Source organism: Gabonibacter massiliensis (genome assembly GCA_001487125.1).
GTDB lineage: Bacteria > Bacteroidota > Bacteroidia > Bacteroidales > Marinifilaceae > Gabonibacter > Gabonibacter massiliensis.
This window is the reverse complement of sequence record LN913013.1, coordinates 421,561-439,016: the sequence shown is the minus strand read 5'-3', so window position 1 is coordinate 439,016 and position 17,456 is coordinate 421,561. Positions and strand designations below refer to the sequence as shown.

Sequence of the window (17,456 nt, the reverse complement as noted above, 5' to 3'; positions counted from 1 at the left end):
ATTATTTCCGAAATAAATGTTCCAACGCCGCCCGAGGCGAGTACAACAACATGCGTGGTCCGGAGAAACGCATCACTCTCCGGATCCGTTCTCTCATTTTCGCAGAATAACAATGAACGGGACAATGTTTACAAGAAGTCTTATCCTCCCCGAAAGGACAATGTTCCAATCTCGCTCGGGCATATTCCAATAACTCCGCACAAGTCGGGCACAAGGTCTTATTTCCCTCCTTTTTCCTGCAATAGAGGCGAATCATCCTCTCTACAATTTTCTTTTCCCGTTCCACGCGGAAAACTTTACTTTTGTCCATTATCTGTTATCTCGTAATACGATAGCATCTGCTCCCAGCACACTCGCCAGCCGGTCCATGTCGTTCAATGCTGCGATCGTCACGTCCCACTTCGCGTAATGAACCGGTTTGCCCCGTAATATCGTTCCGGGTGCTCTAAAAACGGCTTTTTGCAAAAAATCTTTTTTGGATATCCACCCTAACACCAACAACACCCGCTCGGAACCGCGAGTATATAATTTGGAAAACACATAGATATCCACCTCTCTTTTGACCTGTTCGTCCGTAACCTCACACCTCCAGTCATCGTGAGGAAAATAAAATACCTCTTGTGTTTTAACGTCGATTATCTCGTTCCGAGCACTCAAAAAATCACCATGATCGGGCGTATCCCCAATCTTTTCTCCCAAATAAACAACCGGGAGTTTTTTCAACCGACACCACTCATCAAAAGCAAACTCTCCGATATATCCGATAGCGATCTTCTCTATCCGTTGCGGAACGTCCAGCCGGACATCCCGCCTATATTCGGACCTGATACGTATACCGGCCCTTCGGTTCGCCTCCGCCCAACTCGCGGAAGAGCAATGCCATTCAAACGCCTTTTTTACCGAAGCCATCTCTCTTTCGTTTATGTCATAATAAACTCCTTATACCTCTTCTCCGCCGCTTTTAACAGCCCACAATCCAACTCCATCCGTTCAAAAAAAGAGGTTTCAACGGAAACCTGTCCCCTTGAGGCCACCTTGTTCCAATTCCCGACAATTTTTCCATTATAGAGAATAACCGGATAAAAGGTTCCCCAACGATTAAAAGCCTTGAAATAATATTCCCGGTTCAAGATCGTCTCTCTCTCCTTGTAACTGATCAGGTATTCGTCGAAAGCAGGTAGAAAATGCAATATCCTATCGATATTCATGTTTTTATCACATGAACTGTGCACGAATAATCGGGACGAGGCAAAACGATCCGAAGTCAGTTCCGAGCGGATCAAATCCATGGCATGCCGGGCATCGCCGATCGATAACCCAGACCACCACACAAAATCCTGTAAACTGGCTGGCGAATGGCTTCTGAAATAGCTGACCGCCAACTTTGCCAAGGCCTCTTCCCTATGCAACTCTTTCACAGGCGGCACCCGTTCTTCCAACAAAGCATAAGTCGACTTTTTATCCTTATCGACACCACTGCATACGATTCCTTCCGCCTCCGCACGCGTCAGATAATGGGTCAACCGAGCAAAATCGACTACCAATCCCACCTTCATCAGTTCCGTCGCGATCTCCTCCTTAGTCAAACTTCTATTCCCTTCCAACATCCTCTCAAACAATCGGTTACAGCGAAAATACGACTTTTCCGTTATACCTAAATTTTTACTCTTTGCAAACGATTCATTGGCGGACTTTATCCGCGAAAAAGATAACTTCAACATCCAACGAATATCTTCGGCAGCCACGAAATGCCAGGTAGGACGCATCACATGGGTACGCAATATCTCACCTCTTCTCAATGCCTCTTCCACCGTTTGCAAAGTGGCGGACTTTAGGCGGAGACCAACAGCCCATTTGGCCATCTGATAATGTTGGGCTTGTACGGCCCCCATCCAATGAACAAGCTCCCCGGGCTTATCAAATACGGCTTCTGACAATTGTTGGCTATATACGCGAACCTCTTCTATCATCATGATTTGGGAAGAATGACATTTGTAATCCGACATACGGAAGCCAAATTCCCAAATTCATCCGTCACGTTGATACTCACCACATGAGTACGTTGTCCTTTATGAATAAATTCGGCACGCCCCGTAACATAACTCCCTTGAGCCTTCCGGATATGGTTTCCGTTTATCTCGATACCGAACACGTGAAATCCCTCCCGAGGAACCGAAACGTAGGTAATACCACTTCCTACTGTCTCCGCCAAAGCCATAATGGCTCCACCATGCAGCAAATTTCCCGGGCGCATCGTACGTTCATCTATCGGCATGCGGGCTTCCAGCCAATCTTCCCCGATTCCGGTAAACTCTATTCCCAAGTGTTCCACCAAGGTTCCCCGGCATTCCCGGTTCATTTGTATCAATACCTCTTCAATTTTCATCTCTGTTGTTTAATCTAAAAATTATATTTCCGCTTCGGATTCTTAGGAAACCATCCCTTTCTTACCCGCTCTTCCTGTTCAAAAACCTCTTTGATCGTCCAAAAAGAAGAGAATGCAAAGACTCCTAACAGGGAAGACCACATGACTTCCCTTACCAATAATGCCACAACAACTCCCGCTATCCCCAAGAGCAAAAATATCCACCAACATCTCGTTCCCCAATAGTACTCCGCTTTTACGACAACCGGATGAAACAGGCCGATGATCAAAAACGTACATATCCCGATAATCAAGCCCGTCAAATTATAGGTCTCTATAAATTCCATAGTAATTCATTTTTATTGACCGCAAAACTACGGATAAAAAGCGTTTTATCAAAGAATAAAAAAACGTCCGAGAATTCGGTCGGCTCCTTCTATCCACCCCGACTTTTGTCATATCATCGTGCCGGAGCAAAAAGAAATCTTTTCCGCCGTAACAACTCTGTTTCCGGAATCTTTAATTTCCTCAAACTTTCTCTTTCGACTTCCTCTGAAATCTCCAAAATATTCCTACTTTTGTAGAAATATCATAGTACTCGAAAAACGATGACACAGTTAAATGAAGGAGAAAAAGCCCCCTATTTCAAAGGGCAGAATCAGGACGGCAAGGAGATAACCCTTGATGATTTTAAAGGTAAAAGACTCATACTTTATTTTTACCCGAAAGATAACACGTCCGGTTGTACGGCGGAAGCATGCAGTTTAAACGAAGGATACGCATCACTTACTTCTCAAGGTTTTGAAGTGATCGGAGTAAGTCCGGACCCGGCATCCTCCCACCAGAAATTTATCGCAAAATACAATTTATCGTTCAACCTGATTGCCGATACGGACAAAACAATCATGGAAACTTACGGCGTATGGGGCGAGAAAAAAATGTATGGGAGAAGTTATATGGGGGTTGTCCGTACCACCTTCGTTATCGGCCAAAACGGCAGTATCGAGAAGATAATCACCAAGGTTAACACGAAGGACCATGCTAACCAGATATTGAAAGAGTTGGATATAAAAGGTTAACCAGAAATATTGTATTGAAAATTCAAATTTTAAATCAATCATATGGCAACAAATGAAACCAATCAAGACAAGTTAAAAGCACTACAACTTACCCTCGATAAGATCGAGAAGAACTTCGGCAAGGGAAGTGTCATGAAACTTGGCGAAAATGTCGTGGAAAATATCCCGGCAATTCCGACCGGCTCCATTGCCTTAGACAAGGCTTTAGGCGTCGGAGGATACCCCAGAGGAAGGGTTATTGAAATCTTCGGACCGGAATCTTCCGGTAAGACGACTTTAGCCATCCACGCTATTGCTGAAGCACAAAAATTAGGAGGTATTGCAGCTATCATCGATGCAGAACATGCCTTTGATCGCACCTATGCCGAAAAACTGGGTGTAGATGTAAATAATCTATTTATATCTCAACCGGATAACGGAGAACAGGCCCTGGAGATCGCCGAGCAATTGATCCGATCTGCAGCTATCGATATCATTGTTATCGACTCCGTCGCCGCCCTTACTCCCAAAGCCGAAATCGAGGGAGAGATGGGTGATAGCGTGATGGGATTGCAAGCCCGCCTCATGTCGCAAGCTTTACGGAAATTAACCGGAACAATAAGCAAGACAAACACTTGCTGTATTTTTATCAATCAATTAAGGGACAAAATAGGTATCATGTTCGGTAACCCCGAAACGACAACCGGTGGTAACGCTTTAAAATTCTATGCCTCCGTACGTCTGGATATCCGTCGCATCGGGCAGATCAAAGACGGAGAAGAGGTCTTCGGAAATCATACCCGCGTGAAGGTAGTGAAGAATAAAGTCGCTCCTCCATTTAAAAAGGCTGAATTCGATATCATGTACGGCGAGGGAATTTCTCAATCGGGCGAAATCGTAGACTTGGGCGTGGAATACAACGTCATCAAGAAAAGCGGTAGCTGGTTCTCCTACGGAGAAAGCAAATTAGGCCAGGGACGCGAAACCGTGAAACAATTGGTGATGGACAATCCCGAGTTAGCCGAAGAGTTAAAGCAAAAGATCGTCGTAGCCATGGATGAAGTTCAAAACAAACAGGCATAAGAGCGAATGAAAGGGATGGTGTGCGTATCCCTTTCTTTTATTTAATAACATAACAGCTAAAAGAATGAAAAGATATTTTTATTCTATCTTAATTTTGTTGTCCGTTACCGCATGCGACAGCAAGAAAGAAATCGTAAAACCCAGTTATAAAACTCCGGATATGAAACTTACATCCGATGTTATGACCCCGGAAATATTATGGTCCTTCGGAAGACTCGGAAGTTTCCAGGTCTCTCCGGATCAAAAATCCGTCGTGTACGACGTAACCTATTTCAATAAGGAAGAAGATCGTTCTTATTCCGATTTATATCTACTGAATCTGGCGGATGGAAAAAGTAGGCAATTAACCGATACCGATTACAAAGAGTTCGGAGAAACATGGACCCCGGACGGAAAGATTGCTTTCATGTCGAGCAGATCGGGTTCCGTCCAATTATGGGAAATGGAAGCGGACGGTAGCAATCTAAAGCAGATTACCGACGTGGAAGGCGGTATAGGAGGTTATATCTATTCTCCGGATAAATCGAAATTACTCTTTTTAAAAGAGGTGAAATTAGAGCAAGACGTACACGACCTGCATCCGGATCTTCCCAAAGCCAATGCCCGGTTGATCAACGACCAAATGTATCGTCACTGGAACCAATGGGTGGAGACCTATACACACCCGTTCGTGACAGAGTATACCCCTGGCAAACCGATCACGACCGGAAAAGACATCATGGAAGGCGAAAAATGGGAGTCTCCCGTACGTCCTTGGGGCGGTACGGAGCAAATCGCATGGACCAAAGACAACAAAGGCATCATCTACACGGCTCGTAAAAAAGAGGGAGTAGCTTACGCCTCGTCCACGAATACGGATCTATACCTTTATGATTTAAGCAGCGGTAAAACACGCAACTTAACCGAAGGCATGATGGGATATGACAATAACCCGGTACTCTCCCCCGACGGTAAGCTAATGGCTTGGGAAAGTATGGAGCGCGACGGCTATGAAGCCGACAAGATCCGGCTTTTCGTCATGAACCTGCAAACGGGAGAGAAAAAAGAGTATACGCAAAACTTCGACCAGAACGTGGGAGGATTGAACTGGGCCGACAACAATACCATCTATTTTATCTCCGATTATCATGCTACCGACGAAATCTACAAATTGACTCTCGACGACGGAGTCATCAAGAAATTGACGGAAGGAGTCCATAATTATACTTCCGTGACCCCGGTAGGCGACTTTTTGTTGGCCGGTAAGGTTTCCATGAGTAAGCCGGCAGAACTATACAAAGTAGATCCGGTAAGCGGCAAAGACCAAGAACTCACCTTTATCAATAAAAAAATATTGGATCAACTGACGATGGGTAAGGTAGAGGCGCGTTGGATCAAAACGACGGACAACAAGCAGATGCTAACCTGGATCATCTATCCGCCCCATTTCGATCCGAATAAAAAATACCCCGCTATCCTTTATTGCGAAGGAGGACCGCAAAGTACGGTCAGCCAATTTTGGAGCTACCGCTGGAATTTCCAGATGATGGCAGCCAACGATTACATCATCGTGGCACCGAACCGCCGGGGATTGCCCGGTTTCGGACAGGAGTGGCTGGAACAAATCAGCGGCGACTACACGGGACAAAACATGAAAGACTACCTGTCCGCCATCGACGAAATGAAGAAAGAGCCCTACATCGATGAAAACCGTCTGGGTTGTGTCGGAGCTTCCTACGGCGGTTTCTCGGTATATTACCTGGCGGGACACCACGACAAACGTTTTAAGGCATTTATTGCCCATTGCGGTATTTTCAATATGGAGATGCAGTACTACAACACCGAAGAGATGTGGTTTGCCAATTGGGATATGGGAGGAGCACCTTGGGAAAAAAACAACAAGATAGCTCAGCGTACATTCGACAACTCTCCGCATAAATTCGTCGGAGAGTGGGATACTCCCATTTTAGTCATCCACGGACAACAGGATTTCCGTATAGATGCCTCTCAAGGCATGGGAGCCTTCAATGCCGCCCGCATGCGGGGTATTCCGGCTCAATACCTCTATTTCCCGGAAGAGTGCCATTGGGTTTTAGGCTGCCAGAACGGCATCCTATGGCAACGCACGTTTGCCGCCTGGTTAGACCGATGGTTAAAACAATAAATAAAAAAGTCGTCCGATCGGACGACTTTTTTATTACATTTTTACTTAAAAGCCATAACTTTTTCGTTCCGTATCGTATATAAACAAAATATTAATACGAAAACAGTTATGACAACATCTACAATTTCAACTTCAACACGTTCCAAAGGATTCCGGTGGCTATACATTATTTTAGGAATCGTACTCTTTGTCTTTGGGATCGGTATTTTACGCCATCCGGTAATTTCCTATTTAGGACTTGCCCTTTATTTCAGTATCATTATCATGATTATCGGTATCGGAGAGATTCTGAACGCTTTTTCCGGCAAACATGCCAGACATTGGGGATGGGGTTTTACGCTCGGTATCATCGATTTAATCATCGGTTTCGTATTACTTACCAATCCCGGCATAACGGAAGATATCCTGCCATACATCGTGGGCTTCATCCTACTGTTTAAAAGCATTGATTTTATCAGTGATTCGCTACAAATGTCTTCGCTGAAAATCGGAGGATGGGGTTGGATACTGACCGGGGGAATACTCACGTTGATTTTCTCCTTTATGATTATTTTCTATCCGGTTTGGGGAGCATTGAATATCATTATCTGGACGGGACTTTGTTTTATTTTCGCGGGTATCTCGTCATTCATTTATGCTTTTATAGACAAACGGTAAGATTCATCTTCTATCGTATTTTAGTCATCAAAGATCGAACAGGCTGTCATGCCTCTTCGATCTTTTTGTCACTTATCCACGACTATTCGCTCTGCCAAGTAAAATAATCCGGAAAATACTCCTTTACCTCAACTTTACGGTCAAACAAGGCATATACGGCAGAACCGCTTCCCGTCATCGAAACGTACAAAGCCCCAGCCTCGTCCAGCCGTTCTTTGATCCTGTTTATCTCGGGCAGTTTCTTATTTACCGTGTTCTCAAAATCATTACGTACCCGTTCTTTCCAATCCGCTACCGGACAACAAGGTACTTCCCGCAAATCGAATGTCGCAGCACACGGGGTAATTCCGGCATACGCTTCCGGAGTCGCCACACCGCCATCCGGCTTTACCAATACAAGGTAATAATCATTCAAATCCAGATCTATTGAGCTCATCATCTCTCCCTTGCCCCGGGCATAAACGGGTCTATTTCGAATAAAAAACGCACAATCGCTTCCTAAACGAGCGGCGTAATCTTCCAAACGGGAGTCGGACAATCCCAAAACAAAAAGTTCGTTTAATCCTTTCAGCATATAAGCGGCATCGGCAGATCCCCCGCCCAAACCGGCACCGAAAGGAATAATTTTATGCAGATGTACTCGTACCGAAGGCAAATCGAACTCTTTAGCCAATAACCGGTAAGCCTTTAAAACTAAATTTTTTTCCGGCTCGCAATCAATCGGTATCCCCGAGGTATGAAAAATACACTCCCCCGCCCCGCTCTCTTCTTTATGTAATTCTAATATATCGCATAAACCTATCGGATAAAAAATCGTCTCTATATTATGAAAACCATCCGGCCGCTTTTCCGTGATAAAAAGCCCTATATTTATTTTTGCATTTGGAAACAGTACCATAAATTACCTATTTAATGGCTCAAAATTAATTAATTTACGGGGAATCTCTTTATGTTTTCCAAACATCCATAAAATAAATTATTTTCATCCATAAAGTAATCAATCCCGTACAAAACACGTACATTTGCAATTACCTAACGACTAAAAACATGAGAGTACTATTTTTCTTCTCGATCATCCTGCTTTTAACAACAAGTTCAACGCCCAAAGAACCGAGGGTAAAATCCATTACCACGAAAGAGTTCAAGGAGTTGATATGGAACTACACGAAGGATAAAGAATGGCGTTACAAAGGAGATAAACCGGTCATCGTGGATTTTTATGCCGATTGGTGTCCCCCCTGTCACCGTTTGTCACCGATCCTGACAAAGATTCAAAAAGAGTACGGCGATTCGCTACAAATTTATAAAGTGAACATCGAAAAAGAGAAAGACCTGGCAAAGTTACTGGAGATAAAAAATATTCCATTGATGCTTTTTATCCCTAAAAACGAAAACCCGGTAAAAGTATTAGGCGTGCATTCCAAAAATGACTTGGAAAAAATGATTTTGAAGGTTCTCAAAGTAAATAAAGTAAGCTTACATCGTAAAAAATGATTTGTAAATTATAAATTCGCTTGATTTATTACTTTAAAGTTTACGGAATTAAATTTGAAAACATGCTGGAAACGCTTCAAGAACTGGACAAAGAACTATTTTTAAACCTCAACTCCATACATTCTCCTTATTGGGACACTTTCATGTCCATATATACGGGGAAATTAATATGGATTCCCATGTATGCTTCCATTCTTTACGTTTTATGGAGGAATTTCAACTGGCGCACGGTCATTTTGACGACAATAGCCTTTGCTTTGGTCATTACCTTGGCGGATCAAACCTGTAGTTCCATCCTCCGTCCCCTATTCGAACGTCCCCGTCCCTCACATAATCAAGAGATAGCAGACATCGTACACCTGATAAACGAAAGAAGAGGAGGAATGTACGGATTTCCCTCCTGTCACGCTTCCAATACCTTTGCCTTGACTTTTTTTATCCTATGGTTTTTCAGGAATAAAGCCCTCTCCGTCTTTTTCATTTTATGGGCCGTTATTACCTGTTACTCGAGAATTTACGTGGGAGTACATTATCCCGGAGACCTACTTTTCGGTATGGTTGTCGGTATAACGGCGGGTAGTATCGTTTACCTACTCTACCGATTCGCCTTGCATTGTACGCGTGTAAGAGAATTTGTCCGCAACGAACGCGATTGCTACCTAATAGAACATCCGGGCGGTATAAAATACACGCTTACCATCATTTACACGGGCCTTATTACGATTTTCGCTTTCGGGATATACGCTCTTTTCGTCTGATCATGTCCAGACCTCGATACACCCGAACCCCTGACTGCCCAACCTACCGGCTCCGCTGTCATACATCAATTTCAACAATTCCGGATTTCCCGTGATCTCGAACCCGAACAGGTAACTTTTTAATTGGGTTCTCTGAGAAGTCCCCTCCTTTATAGTAATCGTCTTAGCCTTAGGGGGCGACAATACCTGCAAACGATCCAAATGCCATTCTGGCAATGGTTCCTGACGATAGAACGCACGATACTTCTCGAGTAGGTTATACTCCAGCAACCTCAAAAAAACAGGTTCATCGGGAGATACATGACGGGTAGTACCTCTTCCTTCCCGCTTCTCATCTATAAAAACCGGCGAAATCGTCCGAAACCTCATCGTTTCGCTAAAAGAAGGCTCCGGCAGACGTTCGACAGAAACCACATCGAAAGAAACCCGGGTGCGCTTATCCCCGATAACGATATGACGATTATTAAACAACCCGACAACAAAAGCTTCGATGGCATCGATCGGATAAAAAGAGACAATCAGGCATACCTCTTCCGACAAGATATTCATTCGGTCTCCAAAAATCTGAAAACGGGGTATATATAAATTCGAAAAGGTAAAAAGCTTAAACTGTTTACGCTCCCCCGTTATATACCCGTGATCATGCAACCAAGCGGCAAATTCGGAATTACCTTCGTTCAATATTTTATAAATGGTGGAGCTCAGAGGATATAAATAATTGCAAGGCAATATCGTACCCCACACATTTTTATCGACTCTCAAAATCAACCTAAACCTCATGTTTCTTATTTTAATCCGTTTTAAAGATAAAAATAATTTTACATATTACCAGTCATGCCCCTTTTTTACCAACATTTTAATAAACTTTCCGTACCATTTGTTTGACCCGCATTTATATCGTAAGTTTGTTTGTTCTTAAAACAAAAAGCCATGAAATACGCGTTGAATGACAAACCCTCTCTGCTACCTTTGCTTATGTATGGACTCCAATGGTTTGTCGTATCCATTCCTTCCATCGTCATTCTGGGAGTTATCGTATCGCAAATTCATTATAGCGATGCGATCGCCCAAACTCTTTATATGCAAAAAATTTTCGGAATAATGGGCATTGCCTTAATTATACAGGTATTATGGGGACACCGTTTACCTCTTATCATAGGACCTGCTTCCGTTCTGCTCATCGGTGTCCTGGCATCCGCATCGGCCTCCGTTTCCGCCGTGTACACGGCTATTCTGATCGGAGGAATCTTTCTATCCCTACTCGCTTATAGCGGATTACTCTCTAAGTTACAATTTATATTCACTCCCAGAATTATCACGGTTATTCTCATCCTGATAGCCATTACGCTCTCCCCAGTTATTCTGAAACTTCTGTTCGGCGAAGCGGAACATACCTTGTTTCATCTCTCGTTCGCCATTTTGCTTACCCTTGCCATGATCATTGGAAATCAAGTATTTCGAGGCATATGGAAATCCACCGTTGTCCTCTGGGCTCTTCTTATAGGCAGTTTACTGTATTACGGAGTACAAGGATTCCCGAAATCCTCATTTCCCTCCTCTGCCTTTTCAAAAGCAGGACTCTCTTTTTTCAATTTTCCTTTGGAATTCGATGCAGGTGTCATTCTCTCCTTTATTTTTTGTTTCATTGCACTTATCGTAAACGAATTAGGTTCTATTCAGGCCGTGGGGAAGCTCATAGGTGCGGACAAAATGGAAAAACGAACGACCCAAGGAGTCGGCGTTGTAGGAATCACCAACATACTTTCCGGCTTGGTCGGTATTGTAGGCCCTATCGATTACTCCATGAGTCCGGGTATCATCTCTGCCACCGGATGTGCTTCCCGTTATACCCTGATCCCGGCAGGCATAGGCCTTGTAATAAGTGCTTTTTTCCCCGAATTGATAATCGTAATGGGACATATTCCCCATGTCGTAATGGGAGCGGTTCTACTCTACCTGATGGCAGCACAACTTTCTGCCGGTTTGCAAATGACGGTCCATGAAACCGCCGTGAAAAACTTTAATAACGGTATCGTAATCGGTTTTCCGCTCATGGTAGCATTGCTGCTCTCTTTTGCCCCGGATAGCGCACTAAACTCCATTCCTCCCCTTATCCGACCCATCATCGGTAACGGGTTTGTCATGGGGGTCATTTCGGTCTTAATATTGGAACACCTTATTTTCAGAAAAGAAAAATAGGTTATTTCTTCTTTTTTTTACGAACCGACCAACCGAAATGACCGATCTTCTCACCGATACCAAAATACTCCCCGTGTACATAAACCAACGGGTTGGAATCTGACAATTCGAACTTACCGGTCTCTTTATCCAGGTAATTATCGTCGGCCAACACGTTCACCACCTCTGCTATAAACATATCATGGGATCCTAAAGGAATAATTTCTTTCACCCGGCATTCGATACAAACGGGAGACTCTTCCACCGTGGGAGCCTGAACGATTGTAGCCTGTCCGGGTGTCAACTTCATCTCTTCAAACTTATTATAGTCTTTGCCCGAACGTACCCCGCACCAATCGGTCGCGTAAGCCATATCCGCCGTAGTCAAATTAATGACAAACTCCCGGTTTTTCTTCAAAATCGGGTACGAATGGCGTTCCGGACGCACGGAAATATAACACATGGGCGGATTCGTACAAAGAGTTCCTGTCCAAGCAACCGTAAAAATGTTGTACTCTTCCGGCGCATTTCCGCAACTCACTAATACGGCCGGCAACGGGTATATCATCGTCCCCGGTTTCCAATTATGTTTCATATTTACAGACTTTACTATTTTCCGGCAAAGATAGAGAAAGTTTACATAGCATAAAACAGACATTATTACCGGCATTAAGACAAGAAAAACGTATCTTTCATATTAAAATTTTCCCCGAAAAAAAAGACAGGTATATGACATATACCTATCTCCCTTCTATTTTTCAAGCAGTTACTTAGTCTTATTAAACTCCTCTATCAAAGCTTTAAAAGTCTCTTTTACCGAAGTAATGCAAGTCGCCCGAAAAGCATTGGCTCCCGCGAAAGCGTAACCGTTATCCATATTTCCACGAAAAGCATTATACAAAGCCGAAATAATACAGTAAGGGCTCTTACTGATATCACAGGTCTTAATACACTTACACATGCAAGTTTTAGGTTGTTTTTGTCCCTCTTTCACCTTTTGAATAAATTTACTGAATATCGCTCTTCCCGGCATTCCTACAGGACTTTTTATAATCTGAATATCATCCTGTTTCGCATCAATATAAGTTTGTTTGAAAGCATCCGAAGCATCACACTCTTTCGTGGTCACAAAACGTGTCCCCATCTGAACCCCCGCGGCTCCCATATCCATAAAATGCCGGATATCCTCTCCGGTATATATTCCCCCGGCAACGATGACCGGAATCTCCTGATGATAACGCTTCTCTATCTCCTTTATTTCTCCGATCACTTCCGGAAGAATATGTTCCAAATCGTAATGCTCATCGTTAATCTGCTCGTCTTTGAATCCCAAATGCCCTCCCGCTTTCGGGCCTTCCACGACAAAGGCGTCCGGCAAATAATCATATAAACTTTTCCATTTTTCGGCAATCACCCGGGCTGCCCGAGCCGAAGAAACGATAGGAACCAATTTCGTGGTACTCCCCTTCGGTAAGAAACTCGGCAAATTCAAAGGCAAACCTGCCCCGGAGAAAATAATATCGGCTTTCTCGGCAACAGCCGTTTTTACCATATCCGCAAAATTAGACATGGCGACCATCACGTTTACCCCGATTACTCCTTTCGTTTTCTCCTTTGCCTTACGCAATTCTTCTTTTAATCCCAATATGCTTGCTTCAATATAATCCTTCGATAAATTCCGATACAACAACCCCAACCCGGCACTCGAAATAACCCCGACTCCTCCTTCATTTGCAACAGCAGACGCCAATCCAGAAAGCGAAATTCCAACGCCCATTCCACCTTGTATGATAGGTATTGAAATGGATAAATTTCCAATTTTTAATGTTCGCATTTTACTAAAAAATTAAATAATATTTGACGAATGTACAATAAAATCTCGCTTAATTGCATTTTCTCGCTCACTTATAACATATTATTAACTATGTTTATACTCTCTTGCATTTATTCTCCAGCGAAACGTATATTCAAAGACTCTTTAATTCACCCCCAAATTATGATTCAACCTCTATAAACATTACTATTTATCCCCCGTTTCAATCGACCTGTCAGAAACAGATACGATAAAGGCAATCTATCCGGAAAAAATAAAATGGATATTATTGTTTACTTGTGTTAATACGGCACGAATATTGCTCAAGTAACAAGTAATTTCATTTTTTCGTAGACCAAAAGGAGACATTAATTAGGGACCATTATGAAAAGAATTAAAGGCTGTTTTACGAGCCGTGTACTAAAAGGTATTTTGTGTTTAAATTTCGTTCTTGGGGGAGTTGTCGTCGGGAAGGCCCAAGACAGTTCTCATATAAAATCAATTCCGTTCGGAGACATGGACAACTGGTTAGTAAGGGTTATCGAAGAATCATTCGTTATCGGAGGAAAAACCAAAACTCTTCACGAAATAGCCCCTGCCGATACGATCAGGGGAGCCATCGCCTACCGTCACTCTTCACAGTCACCGTGGAGGACCTCCAATGTTATGGCCCACGTGAGCGGAATCACGAAATGCAGCAATACGGTTTTTCCCGAAAAAAGAGGAGAAGGGCAATGTGCCCGATTAGAAACCCGTATGGAAAATTGCAAGGTATTCGGCATCGTGAACATTACGGTATTGGCTTCAGGAACCATATTTTTAGGAGAAATGCTGGAACCCATAAAAGATACGAAAAATCCCCAGGCTAAATTAAACATGGGTATTCCGTTCACCGAACGTCCTTTGACGATGGTATTCGATTACAAAATGAAAACCAACGGTGATCCGGACCGAATTAAAGCTCCCGGCTTCGGAAGAACGACAAAAGTTCCGGGAAAAGATTGCGCCGAAGTGTTTATTATCCTGCAAAAGCGATGGGAAGACGAAAAAGGAAACGTGCATGCCAAACGAATAGCCACGGGTGTTGAGCGTTTCTCCGAAACGACCCCGGATTGGGTTAATAATCACTCGATCAAACTGATTTACGGAGATGCTTCCAAGGATTCCGGATTCCAACCCTATATGGATCTGATTCCGGCAGACAATTACCAATACTGCCTAAACAGCAAAGGGAAATCGGTTCCCATCATAGAGGAAGGTTGGGGAGATCCCGACGACACCCCTACACACCTTATATTGAAAATCTCTTCCAGTCACGGAGAAGCCTACGTGGGATCCTTAGGAAACACGTTTTGGGTAGACAATGTCAGATTCGCTTATTAAGCGGTCCGACCGGAAAGCGGTCTTTTCTTAAAGGCATAAATTAAAAAAACGATTCCGATAAGAATAAAAGGAATACTCAGCACCTGTCCGAGATCCAAAATCATCCCCTCTTCGAGCGGTACCTGCTTCTCTTTGACGAACTCGATACCAAAACGGGCGATAAATACTAAGGACAGCATCATACCCCAGTATAATCCGGGATATTTTCCTATGCCTGTTTTCCGGTAAAGTCCTATATTCAGAAAAAAAACAACCAAGTAAGCCAGGGCCTCATAAAGTTGGGCCGGATGACGAGGTATGGCATCCACCCGCTCGAACACAAAAGCCCCCGCCATCCCCGTCGGGATTCCGATCATTTCGGAGTTCATTAAATTTCCGATCCGGATGAAAGCCGCAGCCAAAGGCAATACGATAGCGATATGATCCAAGGTGCGAATGACCGGTTGGTGCCGGCACACGGAATAAAGAATTAAGGCCACGATCAATCCCAATGCACCCCCATGACTGGCCATCCCCTGATACCCGGTAAACAGGTATCCGCCATCCGCTTTCGCCGTTATCGGCAAAAAAATCTCCAAGGGATGGGATAAAAAATAATCCGGTTCGTAAAATAAACAATGTCCCAAACGAGCCCCGACAAATAAACTTACCGTACTCCATACGACCAACAATTGTAAATTTACCCACGAAATACCGTTCTCCTGAAAAAGCTTTTTTAAAATCCACACGGACAACACCGTTCCGGCAATAAACGACAAACTATAATAATAGATAGGAATAGCCCCTATACGGATAAAAACCGGGTCTGCATCCCAATGAATATAACTCATCCCTTTTAAAATTTCATTTCAAGAATCGAATATAAGAAATTTCCAATCTATTCCCCTATATCTAAAAAAAATCCTCACCACTTAAAAACATTTCATGCAAAATGCTGAAAAATCCCTTGTATTGACTATCTTTGCACAATTTTTAATCATTTCGTAAAAGAGAATCATATGGCAATCTATTTAGACGATGTATCAAGAACTTTTGGAGAGTATTTACTTATTCCCGGTTTAACTACGAAACAGTGTATTCCCACCAATGTTTCCTTGAAGACACCTTTGGTGAAATTCAAAAAAGGCGAAAAGTCTGCGATTGAACTAAACATACCTTTTGTATCGGCCATCATGCAGGCCGTTTCCGATTCGGGATTAGCCATCGCGTTAGCCCGCCACGGGGGATTATCGTTTATTTTCGGTTCTCAGACCATAGAGTCCCAGGCGGAAATGGTTAGAAAAGTAAAAAAATTCAAAGCCGGCTTCGTTACCAGCGATTCCAACTTGACCCCGGAAAACACGTTGGCTGATGTCATTGCACTAACGAAAAAAACCGGACACACGACCATGGGTGTTACGGACGACGGTACTCCTAACGGAAAGTTATTAGGATTAATTACCAGCCGGGATTATAGGGCTGAAAAAGATCCTGCCGACAGAAAAGTAAAAGAGTTCATGACTCCTTTTTCTAAATTAACCGTAGGTGAAGTCGGCATGACGCTTTCCGAAGCCAATCAAATTATCTGGGAACATAAACTGAATACCTTGCCGATTATAGATAAAGATCAGCATCTGGCCTATTTTGTTTTCCGGAAAGACTACGACAGCCATAAGGATAATCCGAACGAACTTCTAAACACCCGGGATAAAAAATTACTGGTTGGCGCCGGAATAAACACCCGAGATTACATGGACCGGGTTCCTGCCCTGATTGAAGCCGGAGTGGATGTTTTATGTATCGACTCCTCAGACGGCTTTTCCGAATGGCAGTCGGATACCATCAAATGGATCAAGGAGAAATACAACGGAGAAGTATTGGTAGGTGCCGGAAATGTAGTCGATGAAGAGGGTTTCCGTTATTTGGTAGATGCCGGAGCCGATTTCGTAAAAGTAGGTATCGGGGGAGGTTCGATCTGTATCACCCGCGAACAAAAAGGTATCGGTCGCGGACAGGCCACGGCCATTATCGACGTAGCCGCGGCACGGGACCGTTATTTCCAAGAAACCGGTATATATGTTCCCATATGCAGCGACGGGGGATTGGTACACGATTATCACATGGTACTCGCGTTGGCCATGGGAGCCGATTTCCTTATGATGGGACGCTATTTTGCCCGTTTCGACGAATCCCCCACCAAAAAGCTGAAAATCGGTAATAACTACGTAAAAGAATATTGGGGAGAAGGTTCAAACCGCGCCCACAACTGGCAACGTTATGACATGGGAGGCAGCGAATCGTTGAAATTCGAAGAGGGAGTAGACAGCTACGTTCCATATGCCGGTAAAATGAAAGACAACTTAAACGTAACATTGGGAAAAATCAAAGCCACCATGTGCAGTTGCGGGTCCGTCACTATACCGGAACTACAACGGACAGCCAAAATAACCCTGGTCTCTTCCACCAGTATCGTGGAAGGCGGAGCCCACGACGTGATCTTAAAAGAACACAATTGATAAAATCAATTATACGATAAAAACAGCTT

General features: G+C 43.6%; 19 protein-coding genes. 9 read left to right on the top strand and 10 right to left on the bottom strand.

The window, feature by feature from the left end; translation table 11 throughout:
• Position 1: 1 nt before the first annotated feature.
• From BN3283_RS06165 to BN3283_RS06145, 5 genes are read right to left on the bottom strand one after another with little or no spacing between them, the layout of a single operon-like run.
• A complete protein-coding gene (locus tag BN3283_RS06165; RefSeq protein ID WP_041503763.1) occupies positions 2-310 on the bottom strand; it encodes a nitrous oxide-stimulated promoter family protein in 309 nt (102 codons plus the stop codon).
• Positions 310-909: a hypothetical protein gene (locus tag BN3283_RS06160; protein WP_059026093.1), complete on the bottom strand. Its 600-nt coding sequence runs from the start codon at positions 907-909 to the stop codon at positions 310-312. Before BN3283_RS06160 ends, BN3283_RS06165 begins: the two co-directional genes overlap by 1 nt.
• 11 nt (positions 910-920) lie before the next feature.
• Positions 921-1,970: a winged helix DNA-binding domain-containing protein gene (locus BN3283_RS06155; RefSeq protein WP_059027191.1), complete on the bottom strand. Its 1,050-nt coding sequence runs from the start codon at positions 1,968-1,970 to the stop codon at positions 921-923.
• On the bottom strand, positions 1,970-2,386 hold the full coding sequence (locus BN3283_RS06150; RefSeq protein ID WP_059026092.1) for a PaaI family thioesterase: 417 nt from the start codon (positions 2,384-2,386) through the stop codon (positions 1,970-1,972). The genes BN3283_RS06155 and BN3283_RS06150 overlap by 1 nt, the downstream gene beginning before the upstream one ends.
• A 14-nt stretch (positions 2,387-2,400) precedes the next feature.
• Positions 2,401-2,712, bottom strand: coding sequence for a DUF4491 family protein (locus BN3283_RS06145; protein WP_059026091.1), 312 nt, complete (start codon positions 2,710-2,712; stop codon positions 2,401-2,403).
• Positions 2,713-2,973: 261 nt separating this feature from the next.
• Between BN3283_RS06145 and bcp the strand changes: the two genes are divergently transcribed.
• The 4 genes from bcp to BN3283_RS06125 all read left to right on the top strand — a co-directional run bounded on the left by bcp (position 2,974) and on the right by BN3283_RS06125 (position 7,306).
• Positions 2,974-3,444: a thioredoxin-dependent thiol peroxidase gene (bcp, locus tag BN3283_RS06140; RefSeq protein WP_041503768.1), complete on the top strand. Its 471-nt coding sequence runs from the start codon at positions 2,974-2,976 to the stop codon at positions 3,442-3,444.
• A 42-nt stretch (positions 3,445-3,486) separates the two neighbouring features.
• A complete protein-coding gene (gene recA / locus BN3283_RS06135; RefSeq protein ID WP_052634685.1) occupies positions 3,487-4,506 on the top strand; it encodes a recombinase RecA in 1,020 nt (339 codons plus the stop codon).
• A 64-nt stretch (positions 4,507-4,570) separates the two neighbouring features.
• Positions 4,571-6,649 (top strand): dipeptidyl-peptidase Dpp5, encoded by a 2,079-nt coding sequence (gene dpp5, locus BN3283_RS06130; RefSeq protein WP_059026090.1) that lies wholly within the window; start codon positions 4,571-4,573, stop codon positions 6,647-6,649.
• Between the two features lie 108 nt (positions 6,650-6,757).
• A complete protein-coding gene (locus BN3283_RS06125) occupies positions 6,758-7,306 on the top strand; it encodes an HdeD family acid-resistance protein (RefSeq protein ID WP_041503771.1) in 549 nt (182 codons plus the stop codon).
• A gap of 82 nt (positions 7,307-7,388) precedes the next feature.
• Here BN3283_RS06125 and ispE read toward each other — a convergent pair whose 3' ends face one another.
• A complete protein-coding gene (ispE, locus tag BN3283_RS06120; protein ID WP_059026089.1) occupies positions 7,389-8,204 on the bottom strand; it encodes a 4-(cytidine 5'-diphospho)-2-C-methyl-D-erythritol kinase in 816 nt (271 codons plus the stop codon).
• A 149-nt stretch (positions 8,205-8,353) separates the two neighbouring features.
• Between ispE and BN3283_RS06115 the strand changes: the two genes are divergently transcribed.
• Together BN3283_RS06115 and BN3283_RS06110 are read left to right on the top strand one after the other, a co-directional pair.
• Positions 8,354-8,800 (top strand): thioredoxin family protein, encoded by a 447-nt coding sequence (locus BN3283_RS06115; RefSeq protein ID WP_059026088.1) that lies wholly within the window; start codon positions 8,354-8,356, stop codon positions 8,798-8,800.
• Positions 8,801-8,862: 62 nt separating this feature from the next.
• Positions 8,863-9,558, top strand: coding sequence for a phosphatase PAP2 family protein (locus tag BN3283_RS06110; protein ID WP_059027190.1), 696 nt, complete (start codon positions 8,863-8,865; stop codon positions 9,556-9,558).
• Here the strand turns inward: BN3283_RS06110 and cas6 are convergent, their stop codons facing one another.
• On the bottom strand, positions 9,559-10,338 hold the full coding sequence (gene cas6 / locus BN3283_RS06105) for a CRISPR-associated endoribonuclease Cas6 (RefSeq protein WP_059026087.1): 780 nt from the start codon (positions 10,336-10,338) through the stop codon (positions 9,559-9,561).
• 150 nt (positions 10,339-10,488) lie between these two features.
• Between cas6 and BN3283_RS06100 the strand changes: the two genes are divergently transcribed.
• Positions 10,489-11,757, top strand: a complete 1,269-nt coding sequence (locus BN3283_RS06100; RefSeq protein ID WP_059026086.1) for a uracil-xanthine permease family protein — start codon at positions 10,489-10,491, stop codon at positions 11,755-11,757.
• Between the two features lies 1 nt (position 11,758).
• Here BN3283_RS06100 and BN3283_RS06095 read toward each other — a convergent pair whose 3' ends face one another.
• Both BN3283_RS06095 and BN3283_RS06090 read right to left on the bottom strand, forming a co-directional pair.
• Complete coding sequence (locus BN3283_RS06095; protein WP_059026085.1) at positions 11,759-12,331, bottom strand: flavin reductase family protein; 573 nt, start codon at positions 12,329-12,331, stop codon at positions 11,759-11,761.
• A gap of 171 nt (positions 12,332-12,502) precedes the next feature.
• A complete protein-coding gene (locus tag BN3283_RS06090) occupies positions 12,503-13,570 on the bottom strand; it encodes an NAD(P)H-dependent flavin oxidoreductase (RefSeq protein ID WP_041503776.1) in 1,068 nt (355 codons plus the stop codon).
• A 363-nt stretch (positions 13,571-13,933) separates the two neighbouring features.
• Between BN3283_RS06090 and BN3283_RS06085 the strand changes: the two genes are divergently transcribed.
• Complete coding sequence (locus tag BN3283_RS06085; protein WP_059026084.1) at positions 13,934-14,932, top strand: PCMD domain-containing protein; 999 nt, start codon at positions 13,934-13,936, stop codon at positions 14,930-14,932.
• On the opposite strand, the gene lgt is transcribed toward BN3283_RS06085, so the two are convergent.
• Positions 14,929-15,762: a prolipoprotein diacylglyceryl transferase gene (gene lgt, locus BN3283_RS06080; protein ID WP_041504946.1), complete on the bottom strand. Its 834-nt coding sequence runs from the start codon at positions 15,760-15,762 to the stop codon at positions 14,929-14,931. The genes BN3283_RS06085 and lgt overlap by 4 nt on opposite strands.
• A gap of 168 nt (positions 15,763-15,930) precedes the next feature.
• On the opposite strand from lgt, the gene BN3283_RS06075 reads away from it, so the two are divergent.
• Positions 15,931-17,427 (top strand): IMP dehydrogenase, encoded by a 1,497-nt coding sequence (locus BN3283_RS06075; RefSeq protein WP_059026083.1) that lies wholly within the window; start codon positions 15,931-15,933, stop codon positions 17,425-17,427.
• The last annotated feature ends 29 nt before the right edge of the window (positions 17,428-17,456 follow it).